The organism is Mesorhizobium newzealandense (assembly GCF_042682145.1).
In the GTDB taxonomy this organism is placed as follows: Bacteria; Pseudomonadota; Alphaproteobacteria; order Rhizobiales; family Rhizobiaceae; genus Mesorhizobium; species Mesorhizobium newzealandense.
In genome coordinates this window covers 377,530-393,624 of record NZ_JBHUGZ010000012.1, presented here as the reverse complement: position 1 = coordinate 393,624, position 16,095 = coordinate 377,530, and the positions used below count along the sequence as shown (strand labels likewise).

Genomic DNA, 16,095 nt, shown 5'->3' with positions numbered 1-16,095 from the left:
TCGCAGCACCATCACCTCAAACTATCATGATGTTGCCATGGCCATAGGCCACGATTGATAGAGATCCGTATGCGCTGAAAGGTGCACGTACGGTTTGGGGAGGAGAAGCGCTGCTGCGCTTCTTACTCCACTCCCGATGCGGCGCGGCTTTCTCTATTCTCGTCGCCATCATTGACTGGTTCAGCCGCAAGGTGCTGGCCTGGCGGCTGTGGAACACGATGAATGCCGACTTCTGCGTCGCCGCGCTCGAAGAGGCGATTGCCCGCCACGGCAGGCCCGACATCTTCAACACCGATCAGGGCTCGCAGTTCACCAGCTTCGCCTTCACGATGACGCTCAAGGACGCAGGCATCGGCATCTAATGGATGGGCGCGGCCGCTGGATGGACAACGTCTTCATCGAGCGGTTGTGGCGCAGCCATAAAAACGAAGCCTTGGAGACGGGTAGCGAGGCACGCGGCGGTATCGGTTTCTGGATTGACTATTACAATCGGCGGCGCCCGCACTCGACCTTCGGCGGCAGGACACCCGACGTGGTCAATGCTATCGCAGAAACGACGGAGCAATTGGCGGCCTAGAAAACCCGGATCCACCTTAGCCAGGCCGCCAAACTGTATCACCAGGCGGAACCACCTTAGATCTGCTCATCGCCAACTCAGATCAACGTGCCTAACAAGCATCGTTGCGGTCCTGGGGTGTGGGACGGGAAAGCCAGCTATTCGTCACGGTTTCCGTCTTTCCTTTTGAACATCGAGAGCGGGAGTTCTACCAAGCCAGACGGCGGCCATCTAAAAACGCGATGGCACAGTCCGGGACATTATATTGGCGGATTGAACGACGCGTGGCGCATACTTCCAGAGCAGGAGAATGCAAACGCGTGACGCGCCCGTTCACCTGAATATTCGCAATAGGTTGAAGAATGAACGAAATACCACACCTTACGGTCGATCTCGATGCGCCCGGCGTGAGCAGGGGGCATCTTGTTGTCCCGGGAGGTGCCGACCGAGGAGAGCTTTCGCTCCCGGTCTTCAGTCTCAACAAAGGTGAGGGGCCGCGCCTTCTTGTCACCGGCGGAAATCATGGCAATGAACTGGAAGGGCCACTTGTCGCACGACGGCTTGTCGAGTGGCTGCCAGTAGCCCAAACCTGTGGAAGGATCATCGTCCTACCGGTGCTCAATCCATTGGCTGTGGAGGCATGGAGCCGCAATACTCCGCTCGATGGATTGAATCTCAATCGCGTGTTTCCAGGCCGGGCCGGCGGGTCAGTGACCGAACGAATCGCGGATGCGGTTTCGCGCGTATTGTTGCCAGTGGCCGACACCGTGTTCGATCTGCACAGCTTCGGACCAAAGTGGGATTTTCCACCGGCGGCCACGACGCACCCCATTGCCGATCCTGATCTCATGGCCAGGACGGTGAGAATGGCGCAGGCGTTCAAATTGCCCCTGACTTTGGTCTGGGATTACAACGACACGGCCGGAATGTTCGATATCGTGGCCCAAAACCAGGGCAAGGTATTTGTTTGCACTGAATTCGGCGGCGGCACGGTCGGCGCGGACAATCTCGCGATTTATGAGGCTGGAGTACGCAACGCGTTCATCGCGCTCGGGCTGGTCGAGGGTAAAGCCGAGTATCCAACGTTCCGTCAACGGAAGTCCAGCCAAACACTCGAGACGCATCCGTACGACGAGTTGAAATCGCCCGCAACCGGTATTTTCGAACCTCGCTGCTCCGTACTGGATGAAGTGAAGCAGGGAGATCTCATGGGCATCCTGCATCCGATGGATTCGCTGTCCGCTGAGTCCATTGATATCCGCGCGAATGGAACATCCATCGTTGTCGCCATACGATCGGGGGCGCATGTCCACGCCAACCAAGGAGTAGCGCTCGTTGCGCGACCACTGAAAAACTAAGAACCGGCGCCGACCAGCCAGCGCCTTGCATTTAACAATAGCAGAACGAATTTACTCCCCTCAGAACGAATCGAGTTACTGAATTGCAGATCAAAGAAGTCCTCCTCGCGCCTGGCAACGGCGCATTCTTTTATGACGATCAAGCTGCCATTCGGTCCGGCGCAACCCAGGACGGCTTCACATATGTCGGTGAACCGATAACACCTGGGTTCACGTCGCTTCGCGTTCCGGCATCGTCGCTTAGTGTCGGGCTTGTCCTCGCCGACGACACCGTTGTTTGGGGCGACATGATGGGCGTTCAATATTCTGGTGCGGGCGGACGCGATCCTTTGTTTGAAACTGCTCAAATCTCGGATTTGACATCGCGGGTCGTGGTGCCGCGGCTTCTCAATGTCGATCCGTCTTACTACCTTGATGCGTGCGCGAAAATTTTCGAGCCCTTCGAAGGTAAGCGGTTACCTCTCTCGATCGAGTATGGCGTCAGTCAGGCGCTCCTTCGCGCAGTGGCCCATCTTCAACACACGACGATGGCGGAGATCGTATGCAGCGAATTTGATCTACCGCTGCCAACGAGTAGGGTTCCGATTTACTGCCAGAGCGGCGATGCTCGCGAAATCAATGTCGACAAGATGATTCTGAAGGCTGTGGATGTGCTTCCCCACGGCCTGATCAACTCACGGCAGAAATTCGGTGTCGACGGCCAGACCTTCGTGAAGTTCGTGAAGTGGGTTGCAACTCGTACGCGCCAAATCGGCCGCCCGGGGTATCATCCGGTGCTGCATTTCGATGTGTATGGCTGGATCGGCCAGGAAATCGGCCTCGAGCCGCGAAGCATCGCGGACTTCATTTGCAGGGTCGCCGACACCGTTCCGGGTTTCAGGCTCAACATCGAGGCCCCGGCGGATTTTGGTTCGACGCAAGCTCAAATTGAGAACTATGCCAAGATCGTGTCGATTTTGGACAACCGGGATTCCAGCGCGCGCATTGTCGTGGATGAGAGATGCAATACGCTTGAGGATATCCGGCACTTTGCGGAAGCGAAGGCCGCGCATCTGGTCCAAATCAAGACACCGGACGTCGGCTCGCTCGCCGATACGGCGCGCGCAGTTCTAATCTGCAAGGCGAATAAGGTAGGGGCGTATGTGGGGGGAAGCTGCACCGAGACAAATCTCTCCGCCCAGGCTTCTGTCCACGTATCGGTGGCGACCCAGGCCGACATGATGCTTGCAAAGCCCGGCATGGGTGTCGACGAGGCATTCTCCATTGTTGGGAACGAACAAAACCGTTTGCTGGCGATGCTGAATCGTTCTCGGACTGAAAAAGAAAACATTGGATGAAAAGCACGGTGTCGCATGCAGAACTCTCTTGAAGGGGTCACTGTCGTCGCGGTGGAGCAGGCCGTGGCCGCGCCTTACGCATCGTCGCGCCTTGCGGATGCCGGTGCCCGCGTAATCAAAGTCGAAAGGCCCGAAGGCGACTTTGCCCGCAACTACGACAAGCTGGTGCGGGGGCAGAGCGCTTACTTCGTCTGGCTCAACCGGGGTAAGGAGTCAGTCTGTCTGGACCTGAGGTCGGAAGCGGACCGCGCCGTCTTGGACACGCTCATTGCCAGTGCTGACGTCTTTATTCAGAATCTGAAGCCGGGCAGCATCGAAAAACTGGGTTTCGGTTCGGCTGATCTCCGTCAACGATATCCGCGACTGATCACCTGCGACATCTCTGGTTTCGGGGAGACAGGACCGTATTCCCACTTGAAGGCCTACGATCTCATCGTCCAGGCCGAAACAGGACTATGCGCGATTACCGGGACCCAACAAGGGCCGGCGCGTATAGGGGTGTCGGTCTGCGATATCTCAGCCGGCATGACGGCGCATAGCGCCATTCTTCAGGCGCTCTATCACCGCGAGGTCACCGGCGAAGGGACAAGTATTCAGGTGTCACTCTTCGATGCCGTCGCCGACTGGATGAATGTTCCGGTTCTACAACAAGACTACAGCGACTATCACACGGTACGCGCGGGCGTGAAACATCCATCGCTGGCGCCATATGGTGCATATCGTTGCGCTGATGGCAAAGACGTCATCTTTTCGGTTCAGAATGACCGCGAATGGGTAAATTTCTGCGAGAAATTTCTCAAGCGACCCGAGCTCACACGCGCACCGGGTTTTACCGATAACATGGAGCGCCTCGGTCATCGTGCGCAACTTGATGAGATCATTGAACAGCGCTTTTCCGAACTGTCCTGCCACGAAGCAATGCACGAGCTCGAGGCAGCCGGTCTGGCATATGGCCGACTGAACGAGGTGGCGGATGTTTCGAGGCATCCACACATTCGCAGGGTGCAGGTTGGCACACCCGAAGGAACTGTCGAGACGATAGCGCCGGCTGCGATTTTCAACTCTGAGCGCCCCTCGTTGCGACCAGTTCCGGCTCTTGGCGCTCACACCGAGGCTGTCCGCAAGGAGGTTCTGTGGCTTTTGCGCGAAAGAGCCGCGTCAGCGTGAGCGCGCGTCTCAATAAGGTGCGTGCGCTCGCGTTACAAAGAGCCTGTGTACCTCGGATCATCTCAGCGCATCGGCCGACCAGCGAGCTCGCCGCCACCACCACCACGCTAAGATCGACGATAAAGGCGATTCAATGATCAGGAAAACCGTTCCGGCCGTTGAAAGCGCGATGTCTGTACCCCGTTGGCGATCCCTACTCTTCGTGCCCGCTCACGTTCCACGCTTTGTGGAGACGGCCCATGAGCGGGGTGCAGATGGCGTCATTCTCGATCTGGAGGACTCCGTTCCTCGGGACCAGAAGGGGGAGGCACGTCGGCAGCTGCCTGAATCCGTGGCAAAGGTGGGCCGTAGGGGTGCTTCGGTTTTGGTCCGCGTGAATCGTGGTTTGCGCGCGTTGGCGGCGGATCTCGATGCAGCCGTCCTAGCGGGTGTTGACGCACTTGTTCTTCCGAAGACGGATTCGGCAGAGTGGGTATTAGAGATCGCGAATGCGGTCTCGGAACTTGAACGCGAAAGACATCTTGTCCAGGGAAGCATCCGGTTCCTTGCCCAGATTGAAACCCCCGGTGCCTTGCAAATACTCGCTGCCATTGCGTCGGCGCATCCCAGGATGGTCGCAATGGCGCTTGGGCCTGAAGACTTCAGTGCCGCTGTCGGCGGCGCCCCGGAATTCGATCTTCTGTTGACGCCGAACCTTTCCGTTCTGTTTGCCGCCCGTGCGGCCGGCTTGCTCCCGCTCGGCTTCATAGGAAGCATCGGCGAGTTCTCGGACACTCATAAGCTTCGTGAAGCCGCGGTGCGTGCGTGGCGGCTTGGCTTTGCCGGAGCTTTGGCGATCCATCCGATACAGGTGGCAATATTCAATGAGGCTTTCTCGCCAAACGCACGGGAACTCGAGTGGGCCCATCGTGTTGTCGCGGCGGAAAATGATGCCGCCATGCGTGGACTGGCTGCATTCTCGTTGAATGGTAAGATGATTGATCCCCCAGTGGTTCGACGCGCCCACGAGATCCTGGCTCTCGCTAGCAACAACTGAGCTTTTAGTCACCAGCCGAAGGCGCTGGTTTTCGGAGCATGGCTCGACGGTTGTTGCTTGCTTACCATCTTGTTTCGAGATAGTTAGGAAAGCACTGGGGATCATGTCCCGGTTGGATTTGTTCAGCGTGGACATCAGGCAGTTGAGATACTTTGTCGGCGTGGTTGAAGCCGGCAGTTTCACGAAGGCAGCTGCGACCCTCAACGTTGCTCAAAGCGCTCTAAGCCTGCATGTTCGGCAACTGGAGGAAGGATTCGGCACTCAACTGCTGGTTCGCGATCGAACCGGTGTCAGCGTCACGGCGTCCGGAGACAAGCTGCTCGAGCGCGCGCGGATCATCCTGAAGGAAATTCAGCTCACTGAGGCGGAACTGACCAACTCGGTGGCGGCTCCTTCCGGGGAGGTGACAATTGGAATTCCGTCCGGAGCTGCTCGCGTCCTTAGCGGTCCGCTGCTTGAATCGGTAAGAAGCGAATTGCCGAGGATCTCACTTAAGATGATCGAGGGCATGACGGGACCGCTGGAGGAGTGGATGGCTGCTGGCCGCTTCAATCTGGCAGTCCTGTACCGCACTGCCGAGAGCGTGGGGCGAATGACGGTGCTGGCCCGCGAAGAATTTTGCCTGGTGGTGCCGCCGGGTGAACCGCCTTTCGAAGATACGATTCCGCTCGCCGACCTGTATGCGTTCCCGCTGGCGGTTCCAATGCGCAACAACAACGTCAGGCGTTCGGTGGCTGATGTCGTTGCGCAACACGGTTGTGTGCTGAACGTCAGATTCGAAGTCGACTCCCTTCCTACGATCATCAATATGGTCATGGAAGGAAAGGCGTATTCCATCCTTACCCCTTCGGCCATTCAGAAAGAAGCCTCTCAGGGACAGGTCCGAACGGTCAAAATCATTGATCCAGTGATCACCCGTTCCGTTGTCCTTTCCGTCAACCCGAAAGACGATCGCTCTCCAGCCGTCTCTGCGGTCCGCAAGCTGATCCCCAAGGTCGTCAGGACTTTGATCGAGAGCGGGCACTGGTCGGCCACGGCTCCGGACCGGGCTTAGTGTCTGAATCGGAATGACCGCCGTGTTTTCAGGCCCTTGCGAGCCGTCGGGTAAGCATGCGGATGTTTGCGATGAGGACCCAGGCCTGAGCGGATTCGATGGATCGCTCGAAGTCCTTGGCCAGCCTACGGCACCTACCCAGCCATGCGAAGGTCCGCTCAACGACCCATCGGCGTGGCAGAATCTCGAAGCCTTTGGCGCTGTCCGATCGCTTGATGATCTCCATCGTGAACTTGCCGATCTTTTGCAGGGCACCCCGCAGTTTCAGCCCTGCATAGCCGCCGTCGGCGAAGACATGGCGCAGCCACGGCCAGCGCTTGAGTATGGATTTCAGGACCGCCGGCGCGCCGTCGCGGTCTTGAATGTCGGCGGCGTGAACGACGACGCCGACCAGCAGGCCCAGCGTGTCGACGACGATGTGGCGCTTGCGGCCCATGATCGTCTTGCCGGCGTCGAAGCCTCGTATTCCGCCGCTTTCGGTGGTCTTGACCGACTGACTTCTCTATTCGGCGGTTTGAAGTCAAGCGCCTTCTATTAGCTCTTTTCCACTTCACCGGCATTGGACGTCTTTCGCGGGCCTTGCTTCTCTCCGGGATCGGCGCGCTGGCCCTACCCTTTATGGGGATTCAGAAGAATGGGGTGGAACAATCTGTCGAGCGCCTTGATTGCCGATGATGGGGCAATCCAGGCAAGCCAGTCGGCGAACTCACCTCATCCTCGTCCCGCGAAGGACATCTTTCCACCGGTAGGTGGAAACTGGTGTCGTCCCCGTCTATCGGGGGGGCGATGTTTATCAATTTTTCAGCCCGCGACCGGCATGACTTCCGTCCTGGTCCAGCGGAACTGTGTGCCGTCACTCCAGATGCGATGCATGATCACCGCCAGCCGGCGGGCGAGCGCCACGATGGCTTTCCCCTGGCCGCGCCGCTTGGCGACGCCCATCGCCCAGGCCTTCAGCCAGGACCATTTCGTCACCCGCGTCAGCAGGGTCTGTGCGGCCTCGTAGAGCAACGTTCGAATCATGCCGTCGCCGCATAACGAGATCCCGCCCACCCGGCGGCTTTCGCCCGATTCATGGAGCGCCGGCGTCAGGCCCAAAATCGGACCGACCGCCTTGGAGTTGCGGAAGCGAGCCGGGATATCGATCGTCGCGGTGTAGGCCAGCGACACGACGGGGCCGACACCAGGGATCGACATCAGCCGACGGCAAACCTCATCATCCCGGACGATCGCCAGAAGCTTGCGGTGCAGGGCGGCAAAATTCTGACGCAAATTGCGGCGCGCGTCGAGCAGCGGTTCGACGATCTCGGCCAGCTCGGGCATGCCTTCGGTGAGATCGCGGATCCGCTCCTCAAACTTGACCGCACCGACCTTGCCAACCTTGAGCCCGAAGTTGCGCAACAGCCCGCGGATGTCGTTCTCGATGGCAATCGCCTTTTCCTTTAAGAGCTTGCGCGCCGTCAGCAGCGCCCGACGCTTCTGGCTCGTCAGGGTCTTGACATGCACCGGGCGGAACAGATTGACCCGCATCATCTGCGCGATCCCGCGCGCATCATTGCGGTCGGTCTTGTTCGGCTCGCCTTCAGGAATGCTTTGACGTGACGCGTCTCAATGCAAACCACTGGCAAGCCGGCTTTGGCAAGACCCTCGAACAGCCATTGCGACAACGGTCCGGCTTCAAGCCCGACGCGTTCCAACCGCCAGGCGGGATCCTTCAGCACCCGCGCAAGATCCTCGGGATGGCTCGGCACCTTCACCTCGCGGCACACCGTGCCTGTTTCCTCGACGATGCAAATTGCGGTCTCTTTCACCGAGACGTCCAATCCTGCATAATGTTTCATCTTCTCCTTCCTGATGCTTGTGGCTGTTCCAGGGAACCGACCACGTTTTATCATCAGCTCGAAGCGCAGCACCTTAATGGCATCACCGCCAAAAGATGAGGCTCAAGCCGAATACCCCATCTGTCGATAACGCCGGCGGACGGGCTCGCCTCCCGGCCTTCCCGTTCGCGCGCCGCCATGACGAGTTCATTGTTGATGGCGCGCAGCAATCCTTCGTCCCGCCAGCGCCAGAAGTATTTCTGCACCGTCGAGAACGGTGGGAAGTCCTTCGGCAGAAGCCGCCATGCTCCGCCCGACGACGCCATGTAAAGCAGCGCGTTCACGACCTCGCGCAGGTCCGTCTTGCGCGGCCGACCGATCCGGTTCGGCGCCGGCATCAGCGGCTCGATCAGCGCCCACTCCGCGTCCGTCAGGTCGCTTGCGTAGCGCGGGCAGCGCCGTTCATAGTGAGGGCGAGTGGTTTCGGTCCAGGGCATCATGATCTCCGTCGAATCTCAGCAATCCGACAGAATCACAACCCGCTGAAATCACTCACTTCTTTTTGGAGCAGACACTTAGGCACATCCCAACCAGTTTCAGTGCTATCGCTCCTCCGCGACTGCCTGAGCCTTATCAATCTGTATTCGAGATGGTTTTGGTCGATATTCCATATTTGACCGACCGTGACCATCCCGATGAAACTGCAGAGAAGCGAGCCCATGAGCCGGATATCGGATGGTCTCGCACTGGCAGGAATTCAGTCAAGCGGAGCATGGGATGTCCAACGCCACGAGCTATCAGCTTTTCATCAACGGCAGGTGGCGAGACGGTAGCGACGGAACCACTCTGCCGGTAACCAATCCGGCGACAGAGAAAAAGTTTGCCTCGGTGGCGGTGGCGACGGTGTCGGATCTGGATGAGGCCATCGGTTCTGCAGAGCGAAGCCGCCGGGCATGGTCCTCGCGGCCTCCGAAAGAGCGCGGCGAGATCCTTGTGGCGGCCGCCAGGATCCTGGCAACCGTGGTGGGAGACGCAGCCAGGGATTTGTCGAGAGAACAGGGGAAGACGATTGCCGAAGCAACAGGCGAATACGCGCGCGCCGTCGAAACACTGGAGTGGAACGGCACCCACGCCGAAGAGCTGTCGGCTCCTATTCCGATGGGCCCGAACCGGATGATCGTCCCCGAGCCCCTTGGCGTCGTTGCTGCCTTCACCCCTTGGAACTATCCCGCCGTTCTCATCGCCCGCAAGCTCGCCCCTGCTTTGGCGGCAGGCTGTCCGGTGATCCTCAAAGGGGCTGAAGAGACACCAAGCGCTGCCGTTCATTTCGTCGAAGCCTTGCGACGAGCGGGTATTCCGGACGGCGTGGTCAATCTCGTCTTTGGTGTGCCTGTGCAAATATCCCGGCATCTCCTCAGTTCGCCGATCGTCAAGGTGCTAACTTTCACGGGCTCAACCGAGGTTGGAAAACAGCTGGCCAAGCTCGCCGCGAATAACTTGCAGCGGTGCATTCTTGAACTCGGTGGGCACTCCCCGGTTGTTGTATGCGAGGATGCCGACCTGGCAAAAGCCATACCGGCAATTTCGGAATACAAGTTCGAATGCGCGGGCCAGAGCTGCAATGCGCCCAGCAGGATCCTCGTCGCGCGGCCTCTCTACGAGGTATTCCTGTCCCGGATGACCGAAGTCGCCCGCGAAATCAAGATCGGCCCACCGGACGACCCGGCGACGGACATGGGTCCAATGGCAAACGCGCGGCGAATCGAGGCCATGCAGCGTCTGATCGAGGATGCGGTCGATCGGGGCGCCCGCGTCGAAACCGGCGGCACCCGCCTCGACCAGCCGGGCTTTTTCTGGCCGCCGACCATCCTGACAGGGGTGCCAAAAGATGCGAAAGTGCTTCATGACGAGCCGTTTGGGCCGATCCTCACCGTGGCGCCGTTCGACACGATCGAGGAGGCGATCGAAGAAGCCAACGCCACTGAGTATGGCCTGGCTGCCTACTTCTTCACCGGCGCCGCCGATGCAAAACGGGCGCTGATCGGCGGGCTTTCGGCAGGCGCGATCAGTGTAAATTACCTGAAAGGGGTTTCCGCGGATGCACCATATGGGGGCGTCAAACAAAGCGGCTATGGATATGAGGGGGGCGAGCAGGGATTGCGGAGCTTCCAAAGCCTGAAACTGGTCAACGGGCTCGGGTCATTGGGATGAGATTTCGTGGATAAAAAAACACGGACCATTGCCGGCAGGGATATTACAGAGAGCGTCGCCGATGCCCTTCAGTATATCTCGTACTACCATCCCCCCGACTACATCCGATACCTTTCGCAGGCATATGCGCGCGAGCAGAGTCCGTCGGCTAAGAACGCCATCGGTCAGATTTTGCTGAACTCCCGCATGGCGGCCTTCGGACGGCGCCCGATCTGCCAGGACACCGGTCTCGTGGTGGTCTTTGCAAAGGTTGGCATGGGTGTCCGCATCAAATCAACGGCCAGTTTCGCCAATCTGGTGAATGAGGGCGTCCGCCGAGCCTATCTCGACCCCGACAATCCCCTTCGACCATCGATCGTCTCGGATCCGCTTGCCGCACGATTGAACACCCGCGACAACACACCGGCAGTCGTCCACGTCGACCTTGTGCAAGGCAACCAGATTGAAATCACCATCGCCGCAAAAGGGGGCGGATCGGAAAACAAGGCGCGTTTCACCACCCTTAACCCCAGCGCGTCTGTTGCCGACTGGGTGGTCGACACTGTTTCGACCCTGGGCAGCGGATGGTGCCCCCCCGGCCTGATCTCGGTCGGCATCGGTGGTAGCGCTGAAAAGGCGATGCTGCTGGCCAAGGAGGCCATGAACGAACCTATCGACATGTCGGATTTGATCGGTAGGGGGCCATCATGCGCTGAGGAGGCACTGCGGATTGAGCTTTATGAACGCATTAATGCGCTCGGTATCGGAGCCCAGGGTCTCGGGGGTCTGACGACAGTCGTTGACGTCAAGGTTGCGACCTATCCTACTCATGTGGCATCCAAGCCCGTGGCACTCATCCCGCAATGCGCCGCCAACCGGCACCTGAAGTTTATCTTGGACGACTCTGGACCCATCAGGCTTGAGCCGCCTGACCTTTCCGAATGGCCCCAGATCGGTCATGAGGATTTGCACGCAACTGGCGTCCGGCGGGTCAATCTCAATGCGGTCACAAAAGAAGAGACGGCATCATGGCGCTGCGGTGAAACCCTACTTTTGTCCGGAAAGATGCTGACGGGCCGAGACGCTGCCCACCAGCGAATGGTCGACCTGATCGATGCCGGCAAGCCGCTTCCGATCGATCTGCGGGGACGCGTGATCTACTACGTCGGACCCGTCCGCTCAGTGAGGGATGAGGTCGTCGGGCCGGCCGGCCCAACGACCTCCAGCCGGATGGACGGTTTTACCGACAAGATCCTCGCCGAAACCGGACTTTTCGCGATGGTCGGTAAGGCGGAGAGGGGACCGGCGGCGATCGAGTCGATTGTCAGACACAAGGCGCCCTATCTCATCGCAGTGGGTGGCGCTGCGTACTTGATTTCAAAATCGATAAAGGCGGCGCGCATCGTTGCCTTTGAAGACCTGGGCATGGAAGCGATCTATGAATTCGAGGTCCAGGACATGCCGGTCATCATGGCTGTCGATGTTGAGGGAAACTCCATTCACAATTCCGGGCCTCTTGATTGGCGCAAGCGCATGGCAGCCGACAGCATCGCCCGCTGCATCGGTGTTTGAGTCTTCCCGGCTTCGCGATCCGGCCAGACTCCCGCGCAGGATTTTGGGCCGCATCGGTAACACAAGCGGCATTTTGTGGTTCAGCTCCTCGGCGAGCCAGATAAGAAAGGCCTTCAAGTCGCTCCGGATGCCAAATGCTCGGATGTAAACACTGCATCGACCTGCCGCCCATACGATCGACGCTCGGGTGCTTTCGAGGGTGCCAATCAAGTCAAGCACCGGAGATACCAAAAAATGCGCTATCTATTTACGACGAGGTCGCCGCCGACAGGCGATCACCCCTCTCCAAATGCCCGGTTAGGGAAGGGGCAATAGCCCAACTTTTCTACAGCCTTTCTTTCTGCTTGGATCGCTCTCAGTGACCCGACTTTCGACAACCTCGCACTGACGCGTTTCGGGCCGAGGACGAATGACGCCCACTGCATTCCTTCAATCAATGATAGAATTGGTTGGCACTAATTACGCTGTCGACCACCGCTTGAGAGCAAAAGGTCATGAAGTCGAAACCCTCTCCTGTGCGCCTAGACGCTTGGGACATCCGCATTCTCTCAGAGATCCAGTCAGATGGTCGGATTTCGAAGAGCGAGCTCGCAAAGCGCGTTCACCTTTCGGCGTCGGCCTGTTCGGAGCGGCTCCGTGTGCTCAAAGCCGCAGGGATCATTGAGGGGTTCTATGCTCGACTCAGTCCAGCCCTCATCGGGGGCCTCATCTCTATAATGGTGGAGGTGGTTCTGGATCGTCATCGTCTCGAGGATCAACGCCACTTCGAGACTGCGATCCAAGAGATTCCGGAAATCCTGGACTGCTGGGCTATCGGGGGGCGGATCGATTATCTGATGCGCATTTCATCTCCTTCCATGGCTGCGTATCAGGATTTCATGGAGGAATTGCTGCAGGCAGGCTTGGGCATAGACCAATACTACAGCCTTGTTGTGACAAAACCAGTGAAATCCAATTCACCAATCCCCTTGTCAACTCTGAGGCAACGGTAAATCCTCGAAGGCCTCGTTTTTCACGGCGTTTGATGCCGATTCCGAGAATTAGTCGGCGAAAGACGTGCTTTCCCGCGAAATTCGAGAGGCGTTTCTGGTATAGAGAGGCGGCTGGCCGGGTGTTCTCCGTGAATTCGCGAGAAGGGAGACGATGCGCTTGGGCAATCTGGGAGCCGAGCAACTAAGAGAGAAGGATCGAAGCTTATGGCTGCCAAAGAGAAGTATAAATTTCAAAATCGAAAACGAAATTTACGAATGGGACAACCAGACCATAACCGGCGCTGAGGTGCGAGGCGTAGGCCCTGGCATACCAGATAGCATGGACCTGTATATGAAAATGCCGGGCCAGCCCGGGTGGCTGGTTGGGCGTGATGAATCAATTCATCTGCGGCAGTCGGGGATCGAAAAATTTTACGCGCAAGATGCAAGTTCCGAAGCCGGAAATGGATAATGTTGACCTGCCACTGAGAATTTCCTCCATCTGAGATTAGAGTCCGGCCCTTGATCGAAGGACGGACTGATGAAGAGAAAGCGGTTCACGGAAGAGCAGATCATCGCGGTAGCCTGCTTCTTCGCCAATCTGCCCCGATGCCTGGTCGGCATGGAAGCCTCGAACGGCGCGCATTACTGGGCAAGGGTGCTCACCGAGCTTGGCCATGAGGTTCGGCTGATCAGTCCTCAGTTCGTTACACCATATGTGAAGTCCAACAAGAACGACCGAAACGATGCGGAAGCCATCTGCGAAGCGGTCGGCCGGCCTTCGATGCGCTTTGTGCCGCCGAAATCGACTGATCAGCTGGCGGTCCAGGCCGTTCATCGCATTCGTCGGCGTCTGGTCGCCGATCGAGTTCGGCTTGTGAACCAGATTCGCGGCCTTCTTTCCGAGCACGGGATCGTCATTCCCCGCGATATCTCGCAGCTGCGGCGCGGCCTCGCCGTCATCGTGGGGAATGATGATGACGGACTCAGCGAGATGGTCCGGTCGCTGATGAGGGAGCTGCAGACGGAATTGGCCGAGCTCGACGATCGCATTGCAATTTATGATCGGCGGATACGGGAAATCTTCCGCACCAGCGAGCAGTGCCAACGGCTTGGGAAGATCGAAGGCATCGGCCCCGTGACGGCAACCGCCTTGATCGCTGCCGTAGGCGATAGAACCTGCTTCAAAAATGGCCGTCAGTTCGCGGCCTGGCTTGGCCTGGTACCCAAACAACGATCCAGCGGAGGGCGAGCCCGGCTATTCGGCATCAGCAGCGGGGCGATCGCTATCTGCGCACATTGATGATCCATGGGGCTCGTGCTGCGCTTGGCAAAGCAGCCGGCAAGCAGGATCCACGAAGCCTCTGGCTCAGTAAGCTGCGGCAAAGACGACACCCCAACGTCGCGGCTGTCGCGCTCGCCAACAAGAATGCGAGGGTCGTGTGGGCCATCCTCTCGGGTGGCACATTCTACGAGCCCGCACAGTCGGTGAAAGCAGCTTGAGGCGAAGCGGCAAACGAAAGGAAAACAACAGAAGGAGGTCTCACCCGCCCAAGCGCAACCGCAAGGTCCAGCGGCCATACGACCGCGATCTCTACAAAGAGCGCAACCGCATCGAACGCTTCTTCAACAAGCTCAAGCAGTTCAGGCGCGTCGCAACCCGTTACGACAAGCTGCTCGCAAACTTCATGGGTTTCGTCAAACTCGCAGCGATGCCGATTCCGACGAAGCCGCCCCTTTGTTCCGACATGATTGCGCCCCCGGATTCTGAGATGATCTCGCCCCCTGGGGCTAGTTTAGTCCCTATGATTGCTGGGCCTGAGGGCGGCCCGTCATCCGATATGCAACGGTACGAGGGTTAAGCCGGCTGGGCCGGCACAGAGCCTCATGCATAGGAGACGGGCCACATGGAACATACCCGATTTGTCGGTTTGGATATTCACAAAGAACGGATTTCAATCGCGGTGGCGGAGAACGGGCGCTCCGGCTCGGTGGAATATCTTGGCGAGATTGCGAATGACCCTGATGCCATCAGCAAGCTGTGCGATCGTCTGGGGAAGTCCGGTAAACCGCTGGTGTTTTGCTATGAGGCCGGACCGTGCGGCTATGGCGTTCATCGCCAACTCACGCGCCTCGGCCACCGGTGCGACGTGGTGGCGCCGTCACTGATTCCGAAGAAGCCCGGTGATCGCGTGAAGACGAACCGTCGCGATGCGACCATGCTCGCCCGCCTCCACCGGGCCGGAGAGCTGACGCCAGTCTGGGTGCCCGATGCCGATCATGAAGCCATGCGCGACATGATCCGGCTGCGCAGCGTGGTTCGACAAGTGGTGACGCGAGCGCGCCAACATCTTCAAGGATTTCTGCTGCGACACGGGCGCAAGCATGAGCGGGGGACCGCCTGGCGAATGGCTTTCCGGCGATGGCTTTCGACTTTGGCTTTCGAACATCCCGCTCAGCAGATCGCATTTCAGGATTACGTCGATGCCGTCATGGATGCGGAACGGCGCCTGCAGCAGGTCGAGGGACAGATACTCAGCCTTCTCCCGGAATGGAACCAGCGCCCGGTTGTTGACGCCTTGCAGGCAATGCGGGGTATCGCGCTGATCAATGCCGTGGTGCTGGTCGCGGAAGTCGGTGACTTCACGCGTTTCTCGAACCCGCGCCAGCTCATGGCCTATTTCGGCTTGGTCCCGGGCGAGCGATCGAGCGGCGAAACCATCCGGCGCTGCGGCATCACCAAGACCGGCAACACCCATGCCCGACGCGCGCTGGTCGAAGGCGCCTGGGCTTACCGGATGAGACCGCGCATCGGCCGTCACAAGGTCGATCGAATCGAGGCGCTGCCAAAGGTCGTTCGCGACATCGGATGGAAAGCGCAGGTTCGACTGTGCACCCGATATCGTCGGCTCAGCGCGCGCGGCAAGAACGCCAACGTCGTCAATGTCGCCATCGCACGCGAGATGGTGGGCTTCATCTGGTCGATCGCCTGCACGGTTCAATCGACCCCAAAGGCGGCATGACATCAACTTGA

The 16,095-nt window shown here is 58.8% G+C and carries 10 protein-coding genes and 6 pseudogenes; 13 read left to right on the top strand and 3 right to left on the bottom strand.

Translation table 11 applies throughout. From position 1 onward, the window contains the following. Positions 1-121: 121 nt before the first annotated feature. From ACFSOZ_RS18395 to ACFSOZ_RS18370, 6 genes and pseudogenes are all read left to right on the top strand, one after another. Positions 122-577: pseudogene (locus ACFSOZ_RS18395) on the top strand (transposase); the annotation flags it as partial. A gap of 341 nt (positions 578-918) precedes the next feature. Then, the gene (locus tag ACFSOZ_RS18390) at positions 919-1,914 is read left to right on the top strand and encodes a succinylglutamate desuccinylase/aspartoacylase family protein (RefSeq protein ID WP_379100320.1); all 996 of its coding nucleotides are present in this window, start codon (positions 919-921) and stop codon (positions 1,912-1,914) included. Between the two features lie 83 nt (positions 1,915-1,997). Next, positions 1,998-3,251 (top strand): methylaspartate ammonia-lyase, encoded by a 1,254-nt coding sequence (locus ACFSOZ_RS18385; RefSeq protein ID WP_379100319.1) that lies wholly within the window; start codon positions 1,998-2,000, stop codon positions 3,249-3,251. A 15-nt stretch (positions 3,252-3,266) separates the two neighbouring features. Continuing rightward, the gene (locus tag ACFSOZ_RS18380) at positions 3,267-4,418 is read left to right on the top strand and encodes a CaiB/BaiF CoA transferase family protein (protein ID WP_379100318.1); all 1,152 of its coding nucleotides are present in this window, start codon (positions 3,267-3,269) and stop codon (positions 4,416-4,418) included. Positions 4,419-4,551: 133 nt separating this feature from the next. Beyond that, positions 4,552-5,454, top strand: coding sequence for an HpcH/HpaI aldolase/citrate lyase family protein (locus ACFSOZ_RS18375; protein WP_379100317.1), 903 nt, complete (start codon positions 4,552-4,554; stop codon positions 5,452-5,454). A 127-nt stretch (positions 5,455-5,581) separates the two neighbouring features. After that, a complete protein-coding gene (locus ACFSOZ_RS18370; RefSeq protein WP_379100316.1) occupies positions 5,582-6,508 on the top strand; it encodes a LysR family transcriptional regulator in 927 nt (308 codons plus the stop codon). A gap of 28 nt (positions 6,509-6,536) precedes the next feature. Here the strand turns inward: ACFSOZ_RS18370 and ACFSOZ_RS18365 are convergent. From ACFSOZ_RS18365 to ACFSOZ_RS18355, 3 pseudogenes are all read right to left on the bottom strand, one after another. Further along, positions 6,537-7,007 (bottom strand): annotated as a pseudogene (locus tag ACFSOZ_RS18365) (IS5 family transposase); the annotation flags it as partial. Positions 7,008-7,309: 302 nt separating this feature from the next. Further along, positions 7,310-8,349: pseudogene (locus ACFSOZ_RS18360) on the bottom strand (IS110 family RNA-guided transposase). A gap of 107 nt (positions 8,350-8,456) precedes the next feature. Next, positions 8,457-8,825: pseudogene (locus ACFSOZ_RS18355) on the bottom strand (transposase); the annotation flags it as partial. Positions 8,826-9,105: 280 nt separating this feature from the next. Between ACFSOZ_RS18355 and ACFSOZ_RS18350 the strand changes: the two are divergent. The 7 genes and pseudogenes from ACFSOZ_RS18350 (at position 9,106) to ACFSOZ_RS18320 (ending at position 16,084) form a co-directional block, all read left to right on the top strand. Then, a complete protein-coding gene (locus tag ACFSOZ_RS18350; protein WP_379100491.1) occupies positions 9,106-10,539 on the top strand; it encodes an NAD-dependent succinate-semialdehyde dehydrogenase in 1,434 nt (477 codons plus the stop codon). Between the two features lie 6 nt (positions 10,540-10,545). Continuing rightward, positions 10,546-12,090: a fumarate hydratase gene (locus tag ACFSOZ_RS18345; RefSeq protein ID WP_379100315.1), complete on the top strand. Its 1,545-nt coding sequence runs from the start codon at positions 10,546-10,548 to the stop codon at positions 12,088-12,090. 494 nt (positions 12,091-12,584) lie between these two features. Then, positions 12,585-13,082 carry an Lrp/AsnC family transcriptional regulator gene (locus ACFSOZ_RS18340; RefSeq protein WP_379100314.1) on the top strand — a complete coding sequence of 166 codons (498 nt, stop codon included), beginning with the start codon at positions 12,585-12,587 and terminating at the stop codon, positions 13,080-13,082. Between the two features lie 157 nt (positions 13,083-13,239). Continuing rightward, positions 13,240-13,533, top strand: a complete 294-nt coding sequence (locus tag ACFSOZ_RS18335) for a multiubiquitin domain-containing protein (protein ID WP_379100313.1) — start codon at positions 13,240-13,242, stop codon at positions 13,531-13,533. Positions 13,534-13,638: 105 nt separating this feature from the next. After that, a pseudogene (locus tag ACFSOZ_RS18330) lies at positions 13,639-14,564 on the top strand (IS110 family RNA-guided transposase); the annotation flags it as partial. Then, positions 14,561-14,782: pseudogene (locus tag ACFSOZ_RS18325) on the top strand (transposase); the annotation flags it as partial. The pseudogenes ACFSOZ_RS18330 and ACFSOZ_RS18325, both read left to right, overlap by 4 nt. A gap of 186 nt (positions 14,783-14,968) precedes the next feature. Further along, entirely contained in the window at positions 14,969-16,084 is a 1,116-nt protein-coding gene (locus ACFSOZ_RS18320; RefSeq protein WP_379100241.1) for an IS110 family RNA-guided transposase, read from the top strand. The last annotated feature ends 11 nt before the right edge of the window (positions 16,085-16,095 follow it).

Bases quoted from the DNA above. Each gene is read 5' to 3' on its own strand.
- ACFSOZ_RS18390 (WP_379100320.1), top strand. From the start codon at position 919: ATGAACGAAATACCACACCTTACGGTCGATCTCGATGCGCCCGGCGTG.
- ACFSOZ_RS18380 (WP_379100318.1), top strand. From the start codon at position 3,267: ATGCAGAACTCTCTTGAAGGGGTCACTGTCGTCGCGGTGGAGCAGGCC.
- ACFSOZ_RS18375 (WP_379100317.1), top strand. From the start codon at position 4,552: ATGATCAGGAAAACCGTTCCGGCCGTTGAAAGCGCGATGTCTGTACCC.
- ACFSOZ_RS18350 (WP_379100491.1), top strand. From the start codon at position 9,106: ATGTCCAACGCCACGAGCTATCAGCTTTTCATCAACGGCAGGTGGCGA.
- ACFSOZ_RS18340 (WP_379100314.1), top strand. From the start codon at position 12,585: ATGAAGTCGAAACCCTCTCCTGTGCGCCTAGACGCTTGGGACATCCGC.
- ACFSOZ_RS18320 (WP_379100241.1), top strand. From the start codon at position 14,969: ATGGAACATACCCGATTTGTCGGTTTGGATATTCACAAAGAACGGATT.